General features: G+C 60.7%; 18 protein-coding genes. 16 read left to right on the forward strand and 2 right to left on the reverse strand.

The features are described 5' to 3' along the window. The first annotated feature begins 78 nt into the window (after window positions 1–78). The 5 genes from AB5Y86_RS15975 to AB5Y86_RS15995 all read left to right on the forward strand — a co-directional run bounded on the left by AB5Y86_RS15975 (window position 79) and on the right by AB5Y86_RS15995 (window position 5,890). Complete coding sequence (locus AB5Y86_RS15975; RefSeq protein ID WP_368193397.1) at window positions 79–1,185, forward strand: 1-acyl-sn-glycerol-3-phosphate acyltransferase; 1,107 nt, start codon at window positions 79–81, stop codon at window positions 1,183–1,185. A gap of 314 nt (window positions 1,186–1,499) precedes the next feature. After that, window positions 1,500–1,970, forward strand: a complete 471-nt coding sequence (locus AB5Y86_RS15980; protein WP_019445320.1) for a YhcH/YjgK/YiaL family protein — start codon at window positions 1,500–1,502, stop codon at window positions 1,968–1,970. A 221-nt stretch (window positions 1,971–2,191) separates the two neighbouring features. After that, a complete protein-coding gene (locus AB5Y86_RS15985; protein WP_201995648.1) occupies window positions 2,192–3,391 on the forward strand; it encodes an acetate kinase in 1,200 nt (399 codons plus the stop codon). 143 nt (window positions 3,392–3,534) lie between these two features. Next, entirely contained in the window at window positions 3,535–4,776 is a 1,242-nt protein-coding gene (locus AB5Y86_RS15990) for a mechanosensitive ion channel family protein (protein WP_005335524.1), read from the forward strand. 187 nt (window positions 4,777–4,963) lie between these two features. Further along, on the forward strand, window positions 4,964–5,890 hold the full coding sequence (locus AB5Y86_RS15995; protein ID WP_368193399.1) for a L,D-transpeptidase family protein: 927 nt from the start codon (window positions 4,964–4,966) through the stop codon (window positions 5,888–5,890). Window positions 5,891–5,959: 69 nt separating this feature from the next. Here the strand turns inward: AB5Y86_RS15995 and AB5Y86_RS16000 are convergent, their stop codons facing one another. Then, on the reverse strand, window positions 5,960–6,853 hold the full coding sequence (locus AB5Y86_RS16000) for a VirK/YbjX family protein (protein WP_368193401.1): 894 nt from the start codon (window positions 6,851–6,853) through the stop codon (window positions 5,960–5,962). A gap of 324 nt (window positions 6,854–7,177) precedes the next feature. Between AB5Y86_RS16000 and putP the strand changes: the two genes are divergently transcribed. The 10 genes from putP (at window position 7,178) to rpoS (ending at window position 15,641) form a co-directional block, all read left to right on the forward strand. Beyond that, window positions 7,178–8,695 (forward strand): sodium/proline symporter PutP, encoded by a 1,518-nt coding sequence (gene putP, locus AB5Y86_RS16005; RefSeq protein ID WP_368193402.1) that lies wholly within the window; start codon window positions 7,178–7,180, stop codon window positions 8,693–8,695. Window positions 8,696–8,903: 208 nt separating this feature from the next. Then, window positions 8,904–9,221 carry a cell division protein FtsB gene (gene ftsB, locus AB5Y86_RS16010; RefSeq protein ID WP_005335520.1) on the forward strand — a complete coding sequence of 106 codons (318 nt, stop codon included), beginning with the start codon at window positions 8,904–8,906 and terminating at the stop codon, window positions 9,219–9,221. Then, window positions 9,214–9,906: a 2-C-methyl-D-erythritol 4-phosphate cytidylyltransferase gene (gene ispD, locus AB5Y86_RS16015; protein WP_368193404.1), complete on the forward strand. Its 693-nt coding sequence runs from the start codon at window positions 9,214–9,216 to the stop codon at window positions 9,904–9,906. The genes ftsB and ispD overlap by 8 nt, the downstream gene beginning before the upstream one ends. Before the next feature lie 146 nt (window positions 9,907–10,052). Beyond that, complete coding sequence (ispF, locus tag AB5Y86_RS16020; protein ID WP_005335518.1) at window positions 10,053–10,529, forward strand: 2-C-methyl-D-erythritol 2,4-cyclodiphosphate synthase; 477 nt, start codon at window positions 10,053–10,055, stop codon at window positions 10,527–10,529. After that, window positions 10,529–11,587, forward strand: coding sequence for a tRNA pseudouridine(13) synthase TruD (gene truD / locus AB5Y86_RS16025; protein WP_368193405.1), 1,059 nt, complete (start codon window positions 10,529–10,531; stop codon window positions 11,585–11,587). The genes ispF and truD overlap by 1 nt, the downstream gene beginning before the upstream one ends. Further along, complete coding sequence (surE, locus tag AB5Y86_RS16030; protein ID WP_005335515.1) at window positions 11,568–12,329, forward strand: 5'/3'-nucleotidase SurE; 762 nt, start codon at window positions 11,568–11,570, stop codon at window positions 12,327–12,329. Before truD ends, surE begins: the two co-directional genes overlap by 20 nt. A 7-nt stretch (window positions 12,330–12,336) precedes the next feature. Further along, window positions 12,337–12,954, forward strand: a complete 618-nt coding sequence (locus AB5Y86_RS16035; protein WP_005335507.1) for a protein-L-isoaspartate(D-aspartate) O-methyltransferase — start codon at window positions 12,337–12,339, stop codon at window positions 12,952–12,954. Then, on the forward strand, window positions 12,951–13,532 hold the full coding sequence (locus tag AB5Y86_RS16040) for a YqaA family protein (protein WP_005354505.1): 582 nt from the start codon (window positions 12,951–12,953) through the stop codon (window positions 13,530–13,532). Before AB5Y86_RS16035 ends, AB5Y86_RS16040 begins: the two co-directional genes overlap by 4 nt. 9 nt (window positions 13,533–13,541) lie before the next feature. Beyond that, complete coding sequence (locus AB5Y86_RS16045) at window positions 13,542–14,612, forward strand: LysM peptidoglycan-binding domain-containing protein (protein WP_043821617.1); 1,071 nt, start codon at window positions 13,542–13,544, stop codon at window positions 14,610–14,612. Between the two features lie 45 nt (window positions 14,613–14,657). Next, window positions 14,658–15,641 (forward strand): RNA polymerase sigma factor RpoS, encoded by a 984-nt coding sequence (gene rpoS, locus AB5Y86_RS16050; RefSeq protein WP_005335504.1) that lies wholly within the window; start codon window positions 14,658–14,660, stop codon window positions 15,639–15,641. Between the two features lie 114 nt (window positions 15,642–15,755). On the opposite strand, the gene AB5Y86_RS16055 is transcribed toward rpoS, so the two are convergent. Then, window positions 15,756–16,793, reverse strand: a complete 1,038-nt coding sequence (locus tag AB5Y86_RS16055) for an alkene reductase (protein WP_368193407.1) — start codon at window positions 16,791–16,793, stop codon at window positions 15,756–15,758. A gap of 199 nt (window positions 16,794–16,992) precedes the next feature. Between AB5Y86_RS16055 and AB5Y86_RS16060 the strand changes: the two genes are divergently transcribed. Next, the gene (locus AB5Y86_RS16060; protein ID WP_346202372.1) at window positions 16,993–17,559 is read left to right on the forward strand and encodes a TetR/AcrR family transcriptional regulator; all 567 of its coding nucleotides are present in this window, start codon (window positions 16,993–16,995) and stop codon (window positions 17,557–17,559) included. Window positions 17,560–17,634 lie beyond the last annotated feature (75 nt).

Below are 17,634 nucleotides of genomic sequence, written 5' to 3' on the forward strand. Positions count from 1 at the left end.
AGCGTGTAAAATTGCGCCCTGAATTTTCCCCGGCCAACGCGGGTTGGCTGCGGTTTCCTAGCATGCAAGGCTGACATTGTGACTGAAGTAGATAGATTCGCGGATATTCGCCCCTACCGCGATGAAGAAGTGCCGGCAGCCATCGAACGGCTGATCCAGGATGATGAATTTATCGGCGCCATCGCCAAGTATCGTTTCGGTTCCCTGATGAGCTGGCTGGGTTGGGCCATCCGCCCGATGATCCGCCTGTTCCTGCGCCGCAAATGGTCAAAAGTGACCACAGTGCATCAGGTCCAGATGGGGGTCACCCGGTATATGTCCCGCATGATCGCTACCTCCACCAAGGGGGTGACCTTCTCCGGGATCGAGCATCTGAAGAAAGAGCAGGGCTATCTGTTTGTCTCCAACCACAGAGACATCGCCATGGATCCGGCCTTCGTCAACTGGGGGCTGCACACCCACGGTTTCGATACCGTGCGCATCGCCATCGGTGACAACCTGCTGCGCAAACCCTGTGCCACCGAGCTGATGAAGCTCAACAAGAGCTTTATCGTCAAACGCTCCGCCAAGGGGCCGCGGGAGATGATGAAGGCACTCGGCGAGCTGTCTGCCTATATTGGCAATTCGGTTCACGAAGGTCACTCCATCTGGATTGCCCAGAAGGAAGGGCGCGCCAAGAATGGCGATGACAAGACAGATCCCGCCATCCTCAAGATGTTCTACGTCGACGGCAAGAAGCAGAAGATCGACTTCGTCGACTACATGCGCAGCCTCAATATCGTGCCGGTCAGCATCAGCTACGAGCTGGACCCGACCGACAAGGCGAAGGCGCGCGAGCTCTACGAGAAGTCGGTCAACGGCAGCTATGAGAAGGGCGAGTTCGAGGATATCGAGAGTATCGTCGCCGGTATCGTCGGCATGAAGGGGCGGGTACATGTCTCCTTCGGCGCGCCGATCACCGAGGGCTTCAGCGATCCGGACGAACTGGCCGCGCTGATCGACAAGGCGATCTGGAGCAATTACCACCTATTCCCCAGCAACTATCTGGCGGCCGATGTTTCCGGCAAGGCCAATACCATCGAACAGGCGGCCTTCCTGACCCGTCAGTCAGAGGTGCCGGAAGAGCACAAGGCGATCTGGCGGGCCATGTACGCCAAACCGGTGGAAAATGCCAAGAAGGCTTGAATGAAACCGGTTGTTAAACGGTTTTGCGAAAAAAACGGGCGCTGATGCGCCCGTTTTTGCGTCTGGTCAAAGTCGAGGGGGAAAGGGTGGTGAATAATATGGTTTCAGCTGGTACGATCACTATGAAAATGGGATTATGTCTCTTGGCAAGGTGCTGACGAGTGTGTAACAGTGCCCATATAGCTGAATATGAGTAAAAGCTCTAAACCGGTTTGCACGGATTGCAGACGGCATTATTGAAGGACCTGTCACAGGTCCTTTTTCATTGGCTGGCAAAGATGCCGCCCAGATATACCTAACAGGAAACAGACGCCATGATCACCGGTAGCCTGAACACCCTGCAGCGGACGCCGCTGCCCGCCCCGCTGGCCCGCATCATGGCCGAGGTGGTGAAGAGCGTGGCTCACTGGGGTGACGCTCCGCTCGGCAAGACCGAGATCGATGGCCTCAACCTGTTCTGTCTGGTGAGCGAAGATCTGACCGAGCCAGCCGCGGATCGCCGTGGCGAATTCCATCAGCAGTATCTCGATATCCAGTTGCTGCTGCGCGGTGAAGAGTGGATTGGTGTGGGCCCCCACGACTATGTGAGCGACGGCGCCGACCATCCCCATCCCGACCTCTGGTTTGTCGATGACGAGCAGACCAGCTATCTGGCGCTGCAACCTGGCGATTTCGCCATCTTCTGGCCGGGCGAGCTGCACCGCCCGCTCTGTACCTTCAACCAGCCCGCCAAGGTGAAGAAGCTGGTGGTCAAGGTACACAAGGATCTGTTGGCTATCGCCTGAGCATTCCCATTGAGGCGAGCCCTGCGCAGCTGATGCGTTGAGACTCGCAAGCATTGAAACCAGTGATACGCACCACAAGTTGCGATGACTCTTTCAAGAGCAAGAATTGAAAAATTGGACGCACCCTCCTGCGACCATAAGCCCCCGGCAGGGGAATCCCATCCTCTTTTGGATGACACGACACTGTCGGCATAAAGCCGAAGCACAGGAAGATGTAGAAAATGAGCAAGTTGGTATTGATCCTTAACTGCGGTAGCTCTTCCCTGAAATTTGCCGTAATGGACGCCGAAACAGGTGAGGACATGCTGTCCGGCCTGGCCGAATGCTTCAATCTGGATGATGCACGTATCAAATGGAAACTCCACGGGGTCAAGGGCGAAGCCATGCTGGGAGCGGGTGCCGCTCACCAGGAGGCCCTCGACCATATCGTGGGTCACATCCTGCCGCAGGATCCGACTCTTGCCGAGCAACTGGTGGCCATCGGTCACCGAATCGTACACGGTGGCGAGCAGTTCTCCCGCTCCGTGCGTATCGATGACGGCGTGATCGCCGGTATCGAAGCCGCCATTCCGTTCGCCCCGCTGCACAACCCGGCCCACCTCATCGGTATTCGCGCCGCGCTGAAAGTGTTCCCGCAGCTGGCCGAGAAGAACGTGGCCGTGTTCGACACCGCCTTCCACCAGACCCTGCCGCAAGAGGCCTACCTCTATGCGCTGCCGCACAAGCTCTACCGCGAACACGGCATCCGTCGTTACGGTGCCCACGGTACTTCTCACCGCTACATCGCGGAAGAAGCGGCAAAAGAGCTGGGCAAGCCGTTGAATGAGCTGAACATCATCAACTGCCACCTGGGTAACGGTGCCTCTGTCTGCGCCATCAAGAACGGCGAATCCGTAGACACCTCCATGGGTCTGACTCCGCTGGAAGGTCTGGCGATGGGTACCCGCTCCGGTGATATCGATCCGGCCGTGGTCTTCTTCATGCACGACCAGCTCGGTTACAGCGTGGAGCAGATCAACCACACCCTGACCCGTGAGTCCGGTCTGCTGGGGATGACCGAAGCGAGCAGCGATTGCCGCTACGTCACCACCAACTACGCCACCGACGCCGGTGCCAAGCGTGCGCTGGATGTCTTCACCTACCGTGTGGCCAAGTATGTCGGCGCCTATGCCGCTGCGATGGACGGTCGTCTGGACGCAGTGGTCTTTACCGGTGGTATCGGTGAGAACGCCGCCATGGTGCGCGAGATGGTGCTGAACCGTCTGGCCCTGTTCGGCTTCAAGGTGGACAAAGAGGCCAACAACGCCGCAGTACTGGGTGGCGAAGGTCGCATCACCACCGCCGACAGCCGTTGTGCCATGGTGATCCCGACCAACGAAGAGCTGGTCATCGCTCGCGATGCCCTGAGCCTGGTCTGCTAAGTCAACCTCGCTTTGAAACAACGCCCGGCCTGTGCCGGGCGTTGTCGTTTCTGGCGTACGCCGATTTGACATGGGGGAGGGGAGCAGTACCCTGACCACCACTGTTTTTGCAGCCAGCGGGCTGCCCGGTTCGGGAGAGAGCAATGAAAGAGGCGTTTTTTAACTGGTTGTCGGGCCTTGGGGTGGAAGTGACCAGCCTGATGGCGCTGGTGATCGCGCTGGGCTTTATCGTCATCACCTCGCTGCTGCTGCACATGGCGCTGCACCGGGTACTGCTGGTCCGGCTGGTGGGGATCCTCGGCAAGGCCAAGCAGGTATGGCTGCCGCCCCAGCTGCAACAGCGCCTCTTCAACCGGCTCGCCTTTGTGCTGCAGGGGGCCGTGCTGCTCGGCCAGGCGGAGATCTGGCTGCCCCGTCAATCGGATAGCCTCAAGCTTATCGAGATGGTGGCCCAGCTCTGGATCTTGCTGTTCCTGCTGCTGGCCTTCTTCGCCCTGCTCGACTGCCTGTTGTCGGTGAGCCGTTACACCCGCCTTGGTCGGGATTTGCCCCTGCGCGGCATCTTCCAGGGGGCCAAGCTGGTAGGCAGCATTCTGGTGGGCATCCTGATGATCGCCCTGCTGCTCGGCAAGTCGCCGCTGTTCCTGTTCAGCGGTCTGGGTGCCATGACCGCAGTGCTGATGCTGGTGTTCAAGGACCCCATCCTCGGGCTGGTGGCGGGGATCCAGCTCTCCGCCAACCGGATGCTGAGTGTCGGTGACTGGCTGCAGATGGACAAGTACGGCGCCGATGGCGAGGTGACCGACATCGGGCTTACCACGGTCAAGGTGTCGAACTGGGACAAGACCATCACCACCATTCCTACCTATGCCCTGATCTCCGACTCTTTCAAGAACTGGCAGGGGATGACCGAGTCGGGCGGCCGTCGCATCAAGCGCAGCGTCAATATCGACATGACCAGCGTGCGTTTTCTGACGGCTGAGGAGCAGTTGCAGCTCAAGCAGGCCCAACTGTTGGCACCCTATCTGAGCCGCAAGGAGCAGGAGCTGAGTGCCTACAACCAGCAACTGAGCGATGCCCTGAGCTGCCCCATCAATGGTCGTCACCTCACCAACCTCGGCACCCTGCGCGCCTATCTGGATGCCTACCTGCGTGCCCACCCCGGTATTCGCAAGGACATGACCCTGATGGTGCGCCAGCTGGCACCCACGTCAGACGGTCTGCCGCTGGAAATTTACTGCTTTACCGCGACAACGGCATGGGCCGATTACGAAGGGATCCAGGCCGATATTTTCGACCATATCTTCGCCATCATTGAGCAATTTCATCTGCGGTTGCATCAATCTCCCACAGGTTACGATATGCGTGCCTGGCAACGGGGATAAACAGGGAAACCGGGCGGGTCGGGGACGCGGAAAAAACCGCATATTAATCATCGACCCGTCGCCACTTGTCAGTTGAAATTTGCCGTGCAGAGGAGAAAAATGGCGGCCTTCTCTTCGCGCCCCTGATCCCCTCTTGATCAGCTGCCAGCCCAGAGACGTCACTTCAAGTCATCATCATGGGAAAGTTATGAAGCTCCTTCGCAATAGTGTGGCAACACTCTGCTACAGCCTGCTGCTGACCGCTGCGCCGGTTTTCGCTGTTGAATATGCTCTGCCTGCGGCCAACAGCCGTCTGGTAGGGGAGAATCTGGAATACGTGGTTTCGGCCGAAGAGAACGGCCAGCCGCTGGAGGCCATTGCGGCCAAATTCCAGCTGGGGCTCACCAACATGACCGAAGCCAACCCCGATGCGGATCCCCTGCTGGTACAGACCGGCGAGAAGCTGGTGATCCCCCAGCAACTGATCCTGCCGGATGCCCCCCGTGAAGGGATTGTGCTGAACGTGGCCGAGATGCGCCTCTACTACTATCCCAAGGGTAAAAAAGTGGTGGAAGTGCTGCCCATCGGCATCGGCCAGCTCGGCACCGATACCCCGGAAAACTGGGTAACCAGCGTGCAGCGCAAGAAAGCGGGCCCGACCTGGACCCCGACCGCCAAGATGCATGCCGAATATGCCGCCCGTGGCGAGAGCTTGCCTGCGGTATGGCCGGCCGGCCCGGACAACCCCATGGGTCTGTTTGCCCTCTACATCGGCAAGATGTACGCCATCCACGGTACCAACGCCAACTTCGGCATCGGCCTGCGGGTGAGCCACGGCTGTGTGCGCCTGCGCAACGATGACATCGCCTATCTGTTCAAGCAGGTACCGGTCGGTACTCGCGTCCAGTTCGTCAACCAGCCGATCAAGGTCTCTCTCGAGCCCAACGGTGTCCGCTATCTGGAAGTGCATCAGCCGCTGTCGCGCAGCGAAGAGGAGTTCAACTCCAAGCTGCCGGCACCGCTGCCGATGACTCCGGCGGTGACCCGCTTCATTGCCCACGCCGACAGCGACTCCCAACTGGTGAAGCAGGCGCTGGAGCAGCGCAACGGCATGCCGATGGCGATCAACCGCTAACGGCAAATCCCCGTCACGACAAAGGGCGAACAGCATGCTGTTCGCCCTTTTCGTTTCTGCTGCGCTGACTCAGCTTCGCAGCAGATTTGTCTGCAGCTCGCTGCCGAGCTGATCGAGCAGCTGATAGCGCGCCTTGTAGCTGGCCCGCTTGCGGGAGGGGATCTCCTCCAGCGTCTTGCGGGGCACTTCCAGCGGCAGGCTCATCCAGAGTTCATCTTGCACGCAGCCCTGATGCTCCTGCCACAAGCCGTCGAGATCGAACTTGACCCGATCGGCGGTGCGCTTGCTGCTCTGATAGACGTGGCTTTGGGTACGGATCCCGAGCAGGCTCTTGCACGCCAGCCCCCGGGCCAGCTCGGCGGCCATATAGACCAGCAGGGACATGGGGCGCAGCCCGCCGCACGCCTTGGTGACCAGCTTGATCTCCTCGCTCTGCCCCTTGCCGCCCTGCAGCGAGCAGATTTCGAGGGGCGGGTTCGGCGCGGGGCGCAGATTGAGGGCCATGTAATAGAGCGCCGCGTCACCCAGCTTGAGGGTCAGGCTCATCTCCCCCTCTTTGCCCATGTGGGTTTGGTAATCCAGTTGCAGGGTGAGGGGGGCCGTCAGCTTGTCGCTCTGCCACTGTGCCAGCAGCAGGCCGCGCCCGCTGTAGATTGCCAGTTGTTGCGCTTTGGGCAGCTGACGTGCCAGCTGCTGGTAGTGGCCGCTGATAAGCCCGGCTCGCAGGCGCTTGCGGAGCCCCTTGTGGCGATAGGGGTGGATTGGCTTTTCCAGAATATCGGGGAAGCGGCTGATCGCCTGCGCCAGCAGCGGCTGCTCCTGCTGCTGGCGATAGAGGGCGCGGGCGCCGGGATTGAGCCAGAGACGCCCCACATACTTGGCCCGTCGGATGAGATGACCCGACTCCTCCACCGGGTGAAGGCGGCGGGCGAGGGTTCGCAGGTGTGACAGATGAGATGACATGGTGCCGACCTCTGGCTGGTGTGATGAGACAGGGCGGGGAGTGTAGGAGCGGGGCGCTGGCTTGTAAAAAATGGATAGTAACAAAATGTGAAAACATAACGCTCAGTAGCGGCTGGCGCTGCGAGATGACCACCACGGCCACGGCAGGAAATCTGGCGCCATCCTCTTGATGCGGCAGATGATTTGATGCGCAAAGGTTTTTATTGTGTTTTGTGTTTGTTAAAAGTGGTTGAGCTGGCGCGAACGGCTGATTAAGCTAGGCCGGTTTTTAGGGATGAGCCCGTCACCAGAGCGGGCAGAAAATGACACAAAACGGAGTTTTGCATGACAGCTAGCACACCCATGTTAATCACCTTCCTGGTGTATATCCTCGGAATGGTGTTGATCGGCTTCGTCGCCTATCGCGCCACCCGCAACTTTGATGACTACATTCTGGGCGGTCGCCGGATGGGGAGCTGGGTGACCGCTCTCTCTGCCGGCGCCTCCGACATGAGCGGCTGGCTGCTGATGGGCCTGCCCGGCGCCGTCTTCATCAGCGGCATCTCCGAGAGCTGGATCGCCATCGGTCTGGTGATCGGCGCCTACCTCAACTGGCGCTGGGTAGCGGGCCGCCTGCGGGTACATACCGAGAAGAACCGCAACGCCCTGACCCTGCCGGACTACTTCACCTACCGCTTTGAAGATCACAGCAAGGTGCTGCGCATTCTCTCGGCGCTGGTGATCCTGCTGTTCTTCACCATCTATTGCGCCTCCGGCGTGGTGGCAGGTGCCCGTCTGTTCGAGAGCACCTTCGGCATGGATTACAACACCGCCCTCTGGGTCGGTGCCGCCGCCACCATCACCTACACCTTCTTTGGCGGCTTCCTCGCGGTGAGTTGGACCGACACGGTGCAGGCAACCCTGATGATCTTCGCCCTGATCCTGACCCCGGTCTTCGTCATCATCGCCGTCGGCGGGGTGGACAGCGCCATGATCGAGGTGGCCGCCAAGAGCGCTACCAACCTCGACATGTTCAAAAATCTGGATGTGATCGCCATTGTCTCGCTGATGGCCTGGGGCCTTGGTTACTTCGGTCAGCCCCACATTCTGGCCCGCTTCATGGCAGCCGATTCCCACCACTCCATGGCCAATGCCCGCCGTATCAGCATGACCTGGATGGTGTTCTGCCTCGCAGGCGCGGTGGCCATCGGCTTCTTCGGTCTGGCCTACTTCGCCCGCTTCCCGGAAGTGGCGGCTGGGGTGACCGGCAACCCGGAGCGGGTCTTTATCGAGCTCTCCAAGATCCTGTTCAACCCCTGGATCGCCGGGGTGCTGCTCTCCGCCATTCTGGCGGCGGTGATGAGCACTCTAAGTTGTCAATTACTGGTCTGCTCCAGCGCCATCACAGAGGATCTCTACAAACCCTTCCTGCGCAAGAACGCCTCCCAGCGTGAGCTGGTGTGGGTGGGTCGCCTGATGGTGCTGCTGATCGCCGTGATTGCCATCGCCGTCGCCATGAATCCGGAGAACCGGGTGCTGGGGCTGGTGAGCTACGCCTGGGCCGGTTTCGGTGCCGCCTTTGGCCCCGTGGTGCTGCTCTCCGTGCTGTGGCCGCGAATGACCCGCAACGGCGCGCTGGCGGGCATGCTGGTCGGTGCCATCACCGTCATCGTCTGGAAGCAGTTCGGCTGGCTGGGGCTGTATGAGATCATCCCGGGCTTCCTGTTCGCACTGCTGGCCATTGTGGTGGGCAGTCTGCTGGGCGAAGCGCCCTCAAAAGCGATGCTGGAGCGTTTCCGCGATGCCGAGGAGGAGTACAACACTCCGGCCGAGAGCGCGGGAGAGCCGGTCGCGGTGAACTGATCCCCCTTACCGCTTTCTGATTGAGAGCCCCGCCCCCGGACAAGGAGCGCCCTGGTTGGCCATCCTTGCGCCGGTTTGGCGGGGCTTTGTGCTATCTGATTCACTCTTGGGCACTTTTTTATGTTCGGCCGGTGGCTCCCGGGTGCTCGCTTTCTTTTGTCTTGGCACCGAATATGGGACACTAGGCCGCCTGAAGGAGACCTAGTGCATGCGGCTATTCACCCTGATCCTGATCCTCCTGCTGGGGGGACTGCAATATGACCTCTGGCTGGGGAAGAACGGGCTATCCGATTATCAGAACCTGTCGGAGGCCATCTCGCAGCAACAGCGGGACAACCAGACTCTCAAGGATCGTAACGACCTCATTTACCGCGAGATAGATGATCTCACCTCTGGCCTCGAGGCCATCGAGGAGTTGTCGCGCAACGATCTGGGTTACATCAAGCAGGGGGAGACCTTCTACCGGATCATCCCCAAAGAGAAAGACAAAGAGACAGCGCCGGACGATGAGCCCTACGATGACTGATGCCAGCCGGGTATCCGGCCTGACGGCGATCGTCCCTGCCGCCGGTATCGGCAGCCGGATGGGGGCCGATTGCCCCAAGCAGTACCTGCAACTGGCGGGTAAAACCATTCTCGAACATACCCTGGAGCGGCTGCTCTCCCACCCGGCCATCGCCCAGGTGATCGTGGCGCTGGCGCCCCATGACCGCTGGTTCGAGGCCCTGCCCGTGGCGGCCGACCCGCGAATTGTGCGGGTAGAGGGAGGCGCCGAGCGCGCCTTTTCCGTCCTCAATGGTCTCCATGTGGCGCAAGGGGAGTGGGTGCTGGTGCACGATGCGGCCCGCCCCTGCCTGACTCACGGCGATCTCGATGCGCTGATTGCCGCGGCCATGAACTGCGGCGGTGCCATTCTCGGCAGTCGGGTGCGCGATACCATGAAGCGCTCCGATGGGGAGGGCAATATCATCGCTACCGTCGAGCGCGAGCAGCTCTGGCATGCCCTGACGCCGCAGATGTTCCCGACCCTAGCCCTGAAGCGGGCGCTGGAAGAGGGGCTACTGCTGGGCGCCACCATCACCGACGAGGCCTCCGCCATGGAGCGGGCCGGATTCGCGGTGCGGATGGTGGAGGGGCGCGCCGACAATATCAAAGTGACCCGGCCGGAAGATTTGTCGCTGGCGGGGCTGTTTTTAAGCCAGCAGGCATAAGCCCCTCAGTCAGAACAGACCGTTCAGAGCAGAGTGTCTCGAACAAACAGGCCCGAACAAGGAGTTAGCATGATCCGGATTGGACATGGTGTGGACGTACACAAAATTGATGGGGTTGGTTTCAGCATGTTGGGAGGTTGCCGCTGATGATGCGCATTGGTCATGGTTTTGATGTCCATAAATTTGGTGGTGTTGGCCCCTGCATGCTGGGTGGCGTGCCGGTTCCCTACGAGCAGGGGCTGGTTGCCCACTCTGACGGCGATGTGGTGCTGCACGCGGTGAGCGATGCCCTGCTGGGGGCCATCGGTGCCGGTGACATCGGTCGCCACTTCCCCGATACCGCTGCCGAGTTCAAGGGGATCGACAGTCGCATCCTGCTGCGGGATGTCTTTGCCCGGGTACAGAAGGCGGGTTATGCCATCGGCAACCTGGATGTGACCATCATCGCCCAAGCCCCCAAAATGGCCCCCCATATCGACGCCATGTGCGCCGTGCTGGCCGCCGATCTGCAATGTGATTTGAACCGGGTGAACGTCAAGGCGACCACCACCGAACAGCTTGGGTTTACGGGGCGCAAGGAAGGGATCGCCACCGAAGCCGTCGTCCTACTGGTGAAACAATAATGCTGGAACAACTTGCCTATCTGCACGGGGCGCCCACCGCCCGCGGTATCCTCAAGGCCGAGGCCGCCGACTTCGTGGTCAATGAAGATCTCGGGTTTGAGCCTTGCGGGGAAGGGGAGCACATCTTCGTCCGTGTGCGCAAAACCGGCGAGAACACCGCCTGGGTGGCGGGTCTGCTGGCCGATGTGGCCGGGGTCAACCGCAATGCGGTGACCTGGGCGGGCCTGAAGGATCGCCACGCGGTGACCGAGCAGTGGTTCGGCATTCACCTGCCTGGCAAGGCCGAACCGGACTTGTCGGTTATCGAGAGCGACAGCATCCAGATCCTGCAAGCCAGGCGTCACAACCGCAAATTGCGGGTCGGCTACCTCAAGGGCAACCACTTCACCCTGCGTCTCACCGGTCTGGAACAGGCCGACGGGCTGGAAGCGCGCCTGCAGGCCATCGCCACTCAGGGCGTGCCCAATTACTATGGTGAGCAGCGTTTTGGCCGCGATGGCAACAACCTGGAAGCGGCCAAGGCGATGTTTGCCGGCAAGCGGATCAAGGATCGCAACAAGCGCTCCCTCTACCTCTCTGCCGCCCGCAGCATGCTGTTCAACGCCATCGTCAGCGCCCGTATCGAACAGGGGCTGGCCCATCAGCTGCTGGCCGGTGATTGCGTGATGCTCAAGGGTAGCCACTCCATCTTCAGCGAAGAGAGCGTGACCCCCGAGCTGGAAGCGCGTCTTGCCTCCGGCGACGTGCAACTTACCGCGCCCCAGTGGGGCCGTGGCCGCCTGGCCAGTCAGGGCGCCGCTGCCGAGTTCGAACAGGCTGTGTTGGCTCCCTATAGCGATTGGTGTGACGGGCTGGAGAAAGCCGGGCTGGATCAGGATCGCCGCCCCCTGCTGCTCAAGCCGGAGCAGATGAGCTGGCAGCTGGACGGCGAGGCGCTGACCCTCTCCTTCTTCCTGCCGGCGGGCGCGTTTGCCACCAGCGTGGTGCGCGAGTTATTGCAGGCCGAAGAGGCCGATCACGGTTTCAGGAATCAGACCGATGCGAATTCTGGTCAGTAATGATGATGGTGTGCATGCCGAGGGCATTCGTGCCCTCAGCGAGGCGCTGCGCGCCTGCGGCGAGGTCATTGTGGTGGCGCCGGATCGCAACCGCAGCGGCGCGAGTCACTCCCTGACGCTGGAAGTACCGCTGCGGGTTACCCGCATTGCAGAAAACGGCTTTAATGGGTGCGAGAGCTATGCGGTGAAGGGGACGCCGACCGACTGCGTGCATCTGGCGGTCAACGAGCTGGTGCGCCCTGAACCCGACATGGTGGTGGCCGGCATCAACCACGGTGCCAACCTGGGAGATGATGTCATCTACTCGGGCACGGTCGCCGCGGCCACCGAGGGGCGCCATCTTGGCTACCCCTCCATCGCCATCTCGCTGGTAGGCAAGACCCACTTCGCCACGGCGGCCCACTATGCGGCCCTGCTGGTGAAAGGGCTGATGAAACACCCCCTGCCTGCCGATCAGATCCTCAACGTCAACGTGCCGGACTTGCCCCTCGAGCAGATCAAGGGGATCAAGACCACCCGCCTTGGCAATCGCCACCGGGCGGAGTCGGTGATCTGCACCGAGGATCCCCGTGGTCAGCCCATCTACTGGATCGGCCCCCCCGGTAGCCAGCAGGATGCCGGTGAAGGCACCGATTTTGCCGCCATCGAGCAGGGCTATGTCTCGATTACCCCCCTGACCATCGATATGACTGCCTATGACAGTCTCGCCGGTCTGGGGGCCTGGTTAGATCTGCAGGGATGAGGGTGGTGTGATAGTACAGCGCCTGTTAAATCAGCTCATTGCGCAGGATATTCGCGATTTTCGCGTGCTGGCGACCATCGCGAAAGTGCCGCGCCAGCTGTTCGTGGACGAGGCCATGGCGCACAAGGCGTGGGACAATACCGCCCTGCCCATCGGCCACGGCCAGACCATTTCGCAGCCCTATATGGTGGCGCGAATGACCGAGTTGCTGATGCAAAACAATCCGGCCCATGTGCTGGAGATTGGCACTGGCTCGGGCTACCAGACGGCGATCCTCGCCCATCTGGTGGAGCATGTGTATACCGTTGAGCGGATCAAGTCGCTGCAGTTCCAGGCCCGACGCCGACTGCGCCAGCTCGATCTGCACAATGTCTCTGCCAAGCACGGCAACGGCTGGCTGGGGTGGCCCAACAAGGGGCCTTATGACGCCATTCTGGTGACGGCCGCGGCGAGCGAGATCCCGACGGCGCTCACCGATCAGCTGGCCGAAGGGGGCCGACTGGTGTTGCCGGTGGGTGACAGCCAGCAGACCTTGCAGCTGATCGAACGATCCGGATCCCAGCTTACCAGCCGTATTCTGGAGCCGGTACGTTTTGTTCCCCTGATTGACGGAGATGTTGAGTGAAGTTGTTTTCCCGTTTGTACGTACTGGTGATGCAGTGGGCTCGCCACAAGCATGCCCCCTGGTATCTCTCCATCACCGCTTTCATCGAGTCGGTGTTCTGGCCGATCCCGGTGGATGTGATGCTGGCGCCGATGGCGCTCGCCAAGCCCCACAAGGCGTGGCACTACGCCACGCTGGCTACCGTCTTCTCTGTGCTGGGCGCCCTGTTTGGCTATGCCCTTGGCTATGCCCTGTGGGATCCGGTAGTGCTGCCACTGGTGGAGTCTGTGGGCTATCAGGACAAGATCGAAATCGCTCGCAACTGGTTTGAGCAGTGGGGGATCTGGGTCATTTTCATTGCCAGCTTCACCCCTATCCCCTACAAGGTGTTTACCGTGACGGCAGGGTTGTTGCAAATGGCTCTGCTGCCCTTCATCATCACCTCCCTCATCGGTCGTGGCATGCGCTTTTTCCTGGTTGCGGGCCTGATGCGCTGGGGTGGCGAGAAGATGGAACGCAAACTGATGCACTACGTAGATGTGCTCGGTTGGCTCTGTATTGGTCTGGCCGTGGTGGCCTATTTCTGGTTTAGTCGTTAAGGATCCATTATGCGTTCGCGTATTTGGCAAGGAAGCAGTGTCGTGGTGTTGTCATGGCTGCTGCTTGCCTGCTCCTCCAGTAAAAATGCAGCTCCGGTAGATGGTGTTGATGAGGGGCAGTTTGTCTCGACCATTCCGGCTCGCCAAAGCGGTGCCCAGGTCAGCGCCCCCATCCAGGGCGGCAGCTATGTGGTGAAACGGGGCGATACCCTCTACTCCATCGCCTTCAACTCCGGCAACGATGTGCCGTCGCTGGCCAGCCTCAACAACATCAGCCCGCCCTACAACATCTATCCGGGGCAGCGACTGCGACTCGATGGTTCCAGCGCCAGTGTTGGCAGCAGCCGCAGTGCCGGTACCTATGAGGTGCGCCGCGGCGATACCCTGAGCAGCATCGGCCGCCAGTTCGGCATGACACCGCAGGCGCTGGCCCAGAGCAACAACCTGAGCGCCCCCTATGCGCTACAACCGGGTCAGGTGCTCAATGTCCAGACCGCAGGCGGCGGTTCGACCCAGATGGTAGCTGCGACTCGTCCGGCAACCGTGACACCGGTGGCCGTGAGCCGTCCGAGCAGCGGTCCGCGTCCGTTGGCCGAGCCGAGTGGATCTGGTCAGACCACGCCGTTCATCTCTCAGAAATCCGTTGCTCCGGCAGCACCGAAGGAATACGCTCAGGTAAAAGAACAAAAAACAAACAACTCCCAGTCGAGACTTGCTTGGCACTGGCCCGCAAAAGGCCGGATTGTCGAGGGGTTCTCTGTTGCAGAACAGGGTAACAAGGGGATCGACATAGCCGGCCAGAAGGGGCAACCCGTCTACGCCGCCAGCAGCGGTAAAGTGGTATACGCTGGCAGTGCTTTAAGGGGGTACGGCAAGCTGATTATCCTCAAGCATGATGATGACTATCTCTCCGCTTACGCACACAACGACGAGTTGCGGGTGAAGGAAGGGGACAGCGTCAAGGGGGGCTCGGTCATTGCCAACATGGGTAGCACGGACGCGCCGGATGTGCGATTGCATTTCGAGATCCGGTACAGAGGCAAGTCGATCAATCCGATGAGCTATTTGCCAAAGCGTTAACCCCAGAGAGACCGTCTTACTCTGGTAACGTCAGGGAGACACACCATGAGCCAAGAACAACTGGTAATGCAGGATGCAGAGTTAGAGTTTGACGCTGAACCCGAATCTCACGAGGTAGAAGAGTTGCAGGAGGTAGCCGCCGAGGCGGACGAGACTATCTCCGATGAGTTGCTGGCACCGGAACTGAACAAGGTGATGGATGCCACGCAACTCTATCTGGGGGAGATTGGCTTCTCCCCGCTGCTCACTGCCGAAGAGGAAGTCTACTACGCCCGTCGTGCCTTGCGGGGTGACAAAGCTGCCCGCAAGCGCATGATCGAGTCCAACCTGCGACTGGTGGTGAAAATCGCCCGTCGTTACAACAACCGCGGCCTGGTGCTGCTGGATCTTATCGAAGAGGGCAACCTCGGTCTTATCCGTGCGGTCGAGAAGTTCGACCCCGAGCGCGGCTTCCGTTTCTCCACCTATGCCACTTGGTGGATCCGCCAGACCATCGAGCGGGCCATCATGAACCAGACCCGCACCATCCGTCTGCCCATTCATGTGGTCAAAGAGTTAAACGTTTACCTGCGCACCGCGCGCGAACTCTCTCACCGTCTCGATCATGAACCGACCGCCGAGGATATCGCCTTCGCGCTGGATCGTTCGGTGGACGATGTGAATCGCATGCTCAAGCTCAACGAGAAGATCACCTCGGTGGACACCCCCATCGGTGGCGATCGCGACAAGGCATTGCTGGATGTGCTCTCCGACGAGCGCGGCATGGGGCCTGAGCTGGAGTCACAGGAAGATGATATGCGCAGCAGCATTGTGCACTGGCTGGAAGAGCTCAATCCCAAACAGCGGGAAGTGCTGGCCCGTCGTTTCGGTCTGCTGGGGTACGAGCCCGCTACCCTCGAGGATGTGGGAGCCGAGATTGGCCTGACCCGCGAGCGGGTACGTCAGATCCAGGTGGAGGGGCTGCGCCGTCTGCGGGAGATCCTGCTGAGCCAGGGGCTCTCCATCGAGGCGCTATTTCGTACCAATTAAGCATCCGCACCAATTAAGCCCGCACCAACGGAATGCGGCATCAGCCAGATAGCACGAGGGGAGCAACAGCTCCCCTCGTTTTTTATTGCCTGTCGTCTGGTGATGGCTTCGCGGTTATACCAGCTCGGCCAGCATGGTGTCGGCGTAGGGCACCAGCGCTTCTCCCTTCTTCACCTTGGTGAGGTAGTCCGGGTTGGCGATAAGCGGACGGCCGATGGCCACCAGATCGAAGCGGTTGGCCTCGATGGCCGCTGCGGCGCGCTCGGCGTCGTAGTTGCCCACCCCGACCAGATTGCCCTTGTAGTGGGCGCGCAGATAGTCGGAGGCTCGGCCACCCAGATAATCGAAGGTGAGGTTGTCATCGAAGATGCCGAGGTGGATATAGGCCAGCGGGCGGTCGTTGAGCTTGCCCAGCAGATAGTCGAACACGGCGCGATCTTCCGGGCTCCCCGCCAGATGGACATAAGCCCCCGGGGAGAGGCGAATACCAACCCGATCACCGCCGATTCGGGCGCTGATGGCATCGACCACTTCCAGCGCGAAGCGGCTCATATTTTCCGGGCAGCCACCGTAGTTGTCGGTGCGCAGGTTGGTGGAGTGGTGCAGGAACTGGTCGATCAGGTAGCCGTTGGCACCGTGGATCTCCACCCCGTCAAAGCCCGCCTCGATGGCGTTGGCAGCGGCTTGGGCGTAATCCAGCACCAGCTGGGCGATTTCCGCCTCGGTCAGGGCACGCGGCACCTGATAGGTCAGCTCGCGCATGCGGGGCACAGTGCCCTCGTGCGCTACGGCAGAGGGAGCCAGCACTTCAGCCTGATGGAAGAAGGGGTGGGAGAGGCGACCGACGTGCCACAGCTGGGCGAAGATCTTGCCGCCCTTGGCGTGCACGGCGCTGGTGACTTTCTTCCAGCCATCGATCTGCGCCTGGGTGAAGAGGCCCGGGGTATTGGGGTAACCCTGCGCGTCGGGGCGGATGATGACGGCCTCTGAAACAATCAGGCCGATGTCGGCGCGGCGGCCGTAATAGGCTGCCATCTGCTCGGTCGGCACCAGACCTGGGCCTGCCATGCAGCGGGTGAGCGGGGCCATCATGAAACGGTTGGCCAGGGTCAGAGTGTCATTGAGTCGATACGGCTGAAACAGGGTATTCATGATAGGTTGTCCTGAACGTGTTATTCTTGAACGTGCATTCAAGACGTTTTTTTGTTCCGATGCAAGTCTTTTTTGAATGTGCGTTCAAGAAGGTTGGCCCGAGCGGGCGGCTGGGGTAAACTTGCCGCCCTTTCCAGCCACTCTTTATCGGCGAGCCCTGTTGCCCCTTGCCGGTGAACCATTTCCCACGGGAGGAACCATGCGCATAGCCGAGTTTGATCGGGACGAGGTACTGCGAAATGCCATGGAAGCGTTTCGCGCCAAGGGATATGCCAAAACCACCATGCAGGAGCTGGTGGCTGCCACCGGCCTGCACCCGGGCAGCATTTACGGCGCCTTTGGCAACAAGCGCGGCCTGCTGCTGGCGGCGGTGGATCACTATGTCGAGGGCAAACGCACCCTGCGCCGCTCCCTGCTCGACAACCCGAGCCCGCTGGCGGGCCTTGCGGCCTATCTCGATCGGATTGTGGGGGAGGCGCTCTGCGGCTCCTGTCTGGTGACCCGCACCATGATGGAGCTGAGCGAGCAGGATGAGGAGCTGACCCAGCGGGTCAAGGGTATCTATGGCGAGCTGGAGCAGGATCTGGCCGAGTTGCTGACGCAGGCGCAGGCCAAGGGTGAACTGGCCCCGGATAGCAATATCCACACCCTCACCGCCCTGCTGCTGATCAACCTGCAAGGGTTGGTCACCTTCGCCCAGTGCTGCCCCGATCGCCCTCTGCTCGACGACGTAGTCGCCCAGCTGATGCGGGCCCTGCGGGCGTAACGCGCGCCCGGAAACAACCATGGCTCCTGCGGGAGCCATGGTTGTTTCCGGGGATGCCACACGCGCTGGGTTGTT

The organism is Aeromonas sp. s8 (assembly GCF_040907785.1).
GTDB lineage: Bacteria > Pseudomonadota > Gammaproteobacteria > Enterobacterales > Aeromonadaceae > Aeromonas > Aeromonas veronii.

What these genes read in the sequence shown, in the direction of transcription:
- AB5Y86_RS16000 (WP_368193401.1), bottom strand. Translation starts at nt 6,853, where the DNA reads ATGTCATCTCATCTGTCACACCTGCGAACCCTCGCCCGCCGCCTTCAC.
- AB5Y86_RS16055 (WP_368193407.1), bottom strand. Translation starts at nt 16,793, where the DNA reads ATGAATACCCTGTTTCAGCCGTATCGACTCAATGACACTCTGACCCTG.
- ispD (WP_368193404.1), top strand. Translation starts at nt 9,214, where the DNA reads ATGACTGATGCCAGCCGGGTATCCGGCCTGACGGCGATCGTCCCTGCC.
- AB5Y86_RS15990 (WP_005335524.1), top strand. Translation starts at nt 3,535, where the DNA reads ATGAAAGAGGCGTTTTTTAACTGGTTGTCGGGCCTTGGGGTGGAAGTG.
- putP (WP_368193402.1), top strand. Translation starts at nt 7,178, where the DNA reads ATGACAGCTAGCACACCCATGTTAATCACCTTCCTGGTGTATATCCTC.
- AB5Y86_RS15995 (WP_368193399.1), top strand. Translation starts at nt 4,964, where the DNA reads ATGAAGCTCCTTCGCAATAGTGTGGCAACACTCTGCTACAGCCTGCTG.
- ispF (WP_005335518.1), top strand. Translation starts at nt 10,053, where the DNA reads ATGATGCGCATTGGTCATGGTTTTGATGTCCATAAATTTGGTGGTGTT.
- AB5Y86_RS16045 (WP_043821617.1), top strand. Translation starts at nt 13,542, where the DNA reads ATGCGTTCGCGTATTTGGCAAGGAAGCAGTGTCGTGGTGTTGTCATGG.
- surE (WP_005335515.1), top strand. Translation starts at nt 11,568, where the DNA reads ATGCGAATTCTGGTCAGTAATGATGATGGTGTGCATGCCGAGGGCATT.
- AB5Y86_RS16060 (WP_346202372.1), top strand. Translation starts at nt 16,993, where the DNA reads ATGCGCATAGCCGAGTTTGATCGGGACGAGGTACTGCGAAATGCCATG.
- AB5Y86_RS15985 (WP_201995648.1), top strand. Translation starts at nt 2,192, where the DNA reads ATGAGCAAGTTGGTATTGATCCTTAACTGCGGTAGCTCTTCCCTGAAA.
- rpoS (WP_005335504.1), top strand. Translation starts at nt 14,658, where the DNA reads ATGAGCCAAGAACAACTGGTAATGCAGGATGCAGAGTTAGAGTTTGAC.
- ftsB (WP_005335520.1), top strand. Translation starts at nt 8,904, where the DNA reads ATGCGGCTATTCACCCTGATCCTGATCCTCCTGCTGGGGGGACTGCAA.
- truD (WP_368193405.1), top strand. Translation starts at nt 10,529, where the DNA reads ATGCTGGAACAACTTGCCTATCTGCACGGGGCGCCCACCGCCCGCGGT.
- AB5Y86_RS15980 (WP_019445320.1), top strand. Translation starts at nt 1,500, where the DNA reads ATGATCACCGGTAGCCTGAACACCCTGCAGCGGACGCCGCTGCCCGCC.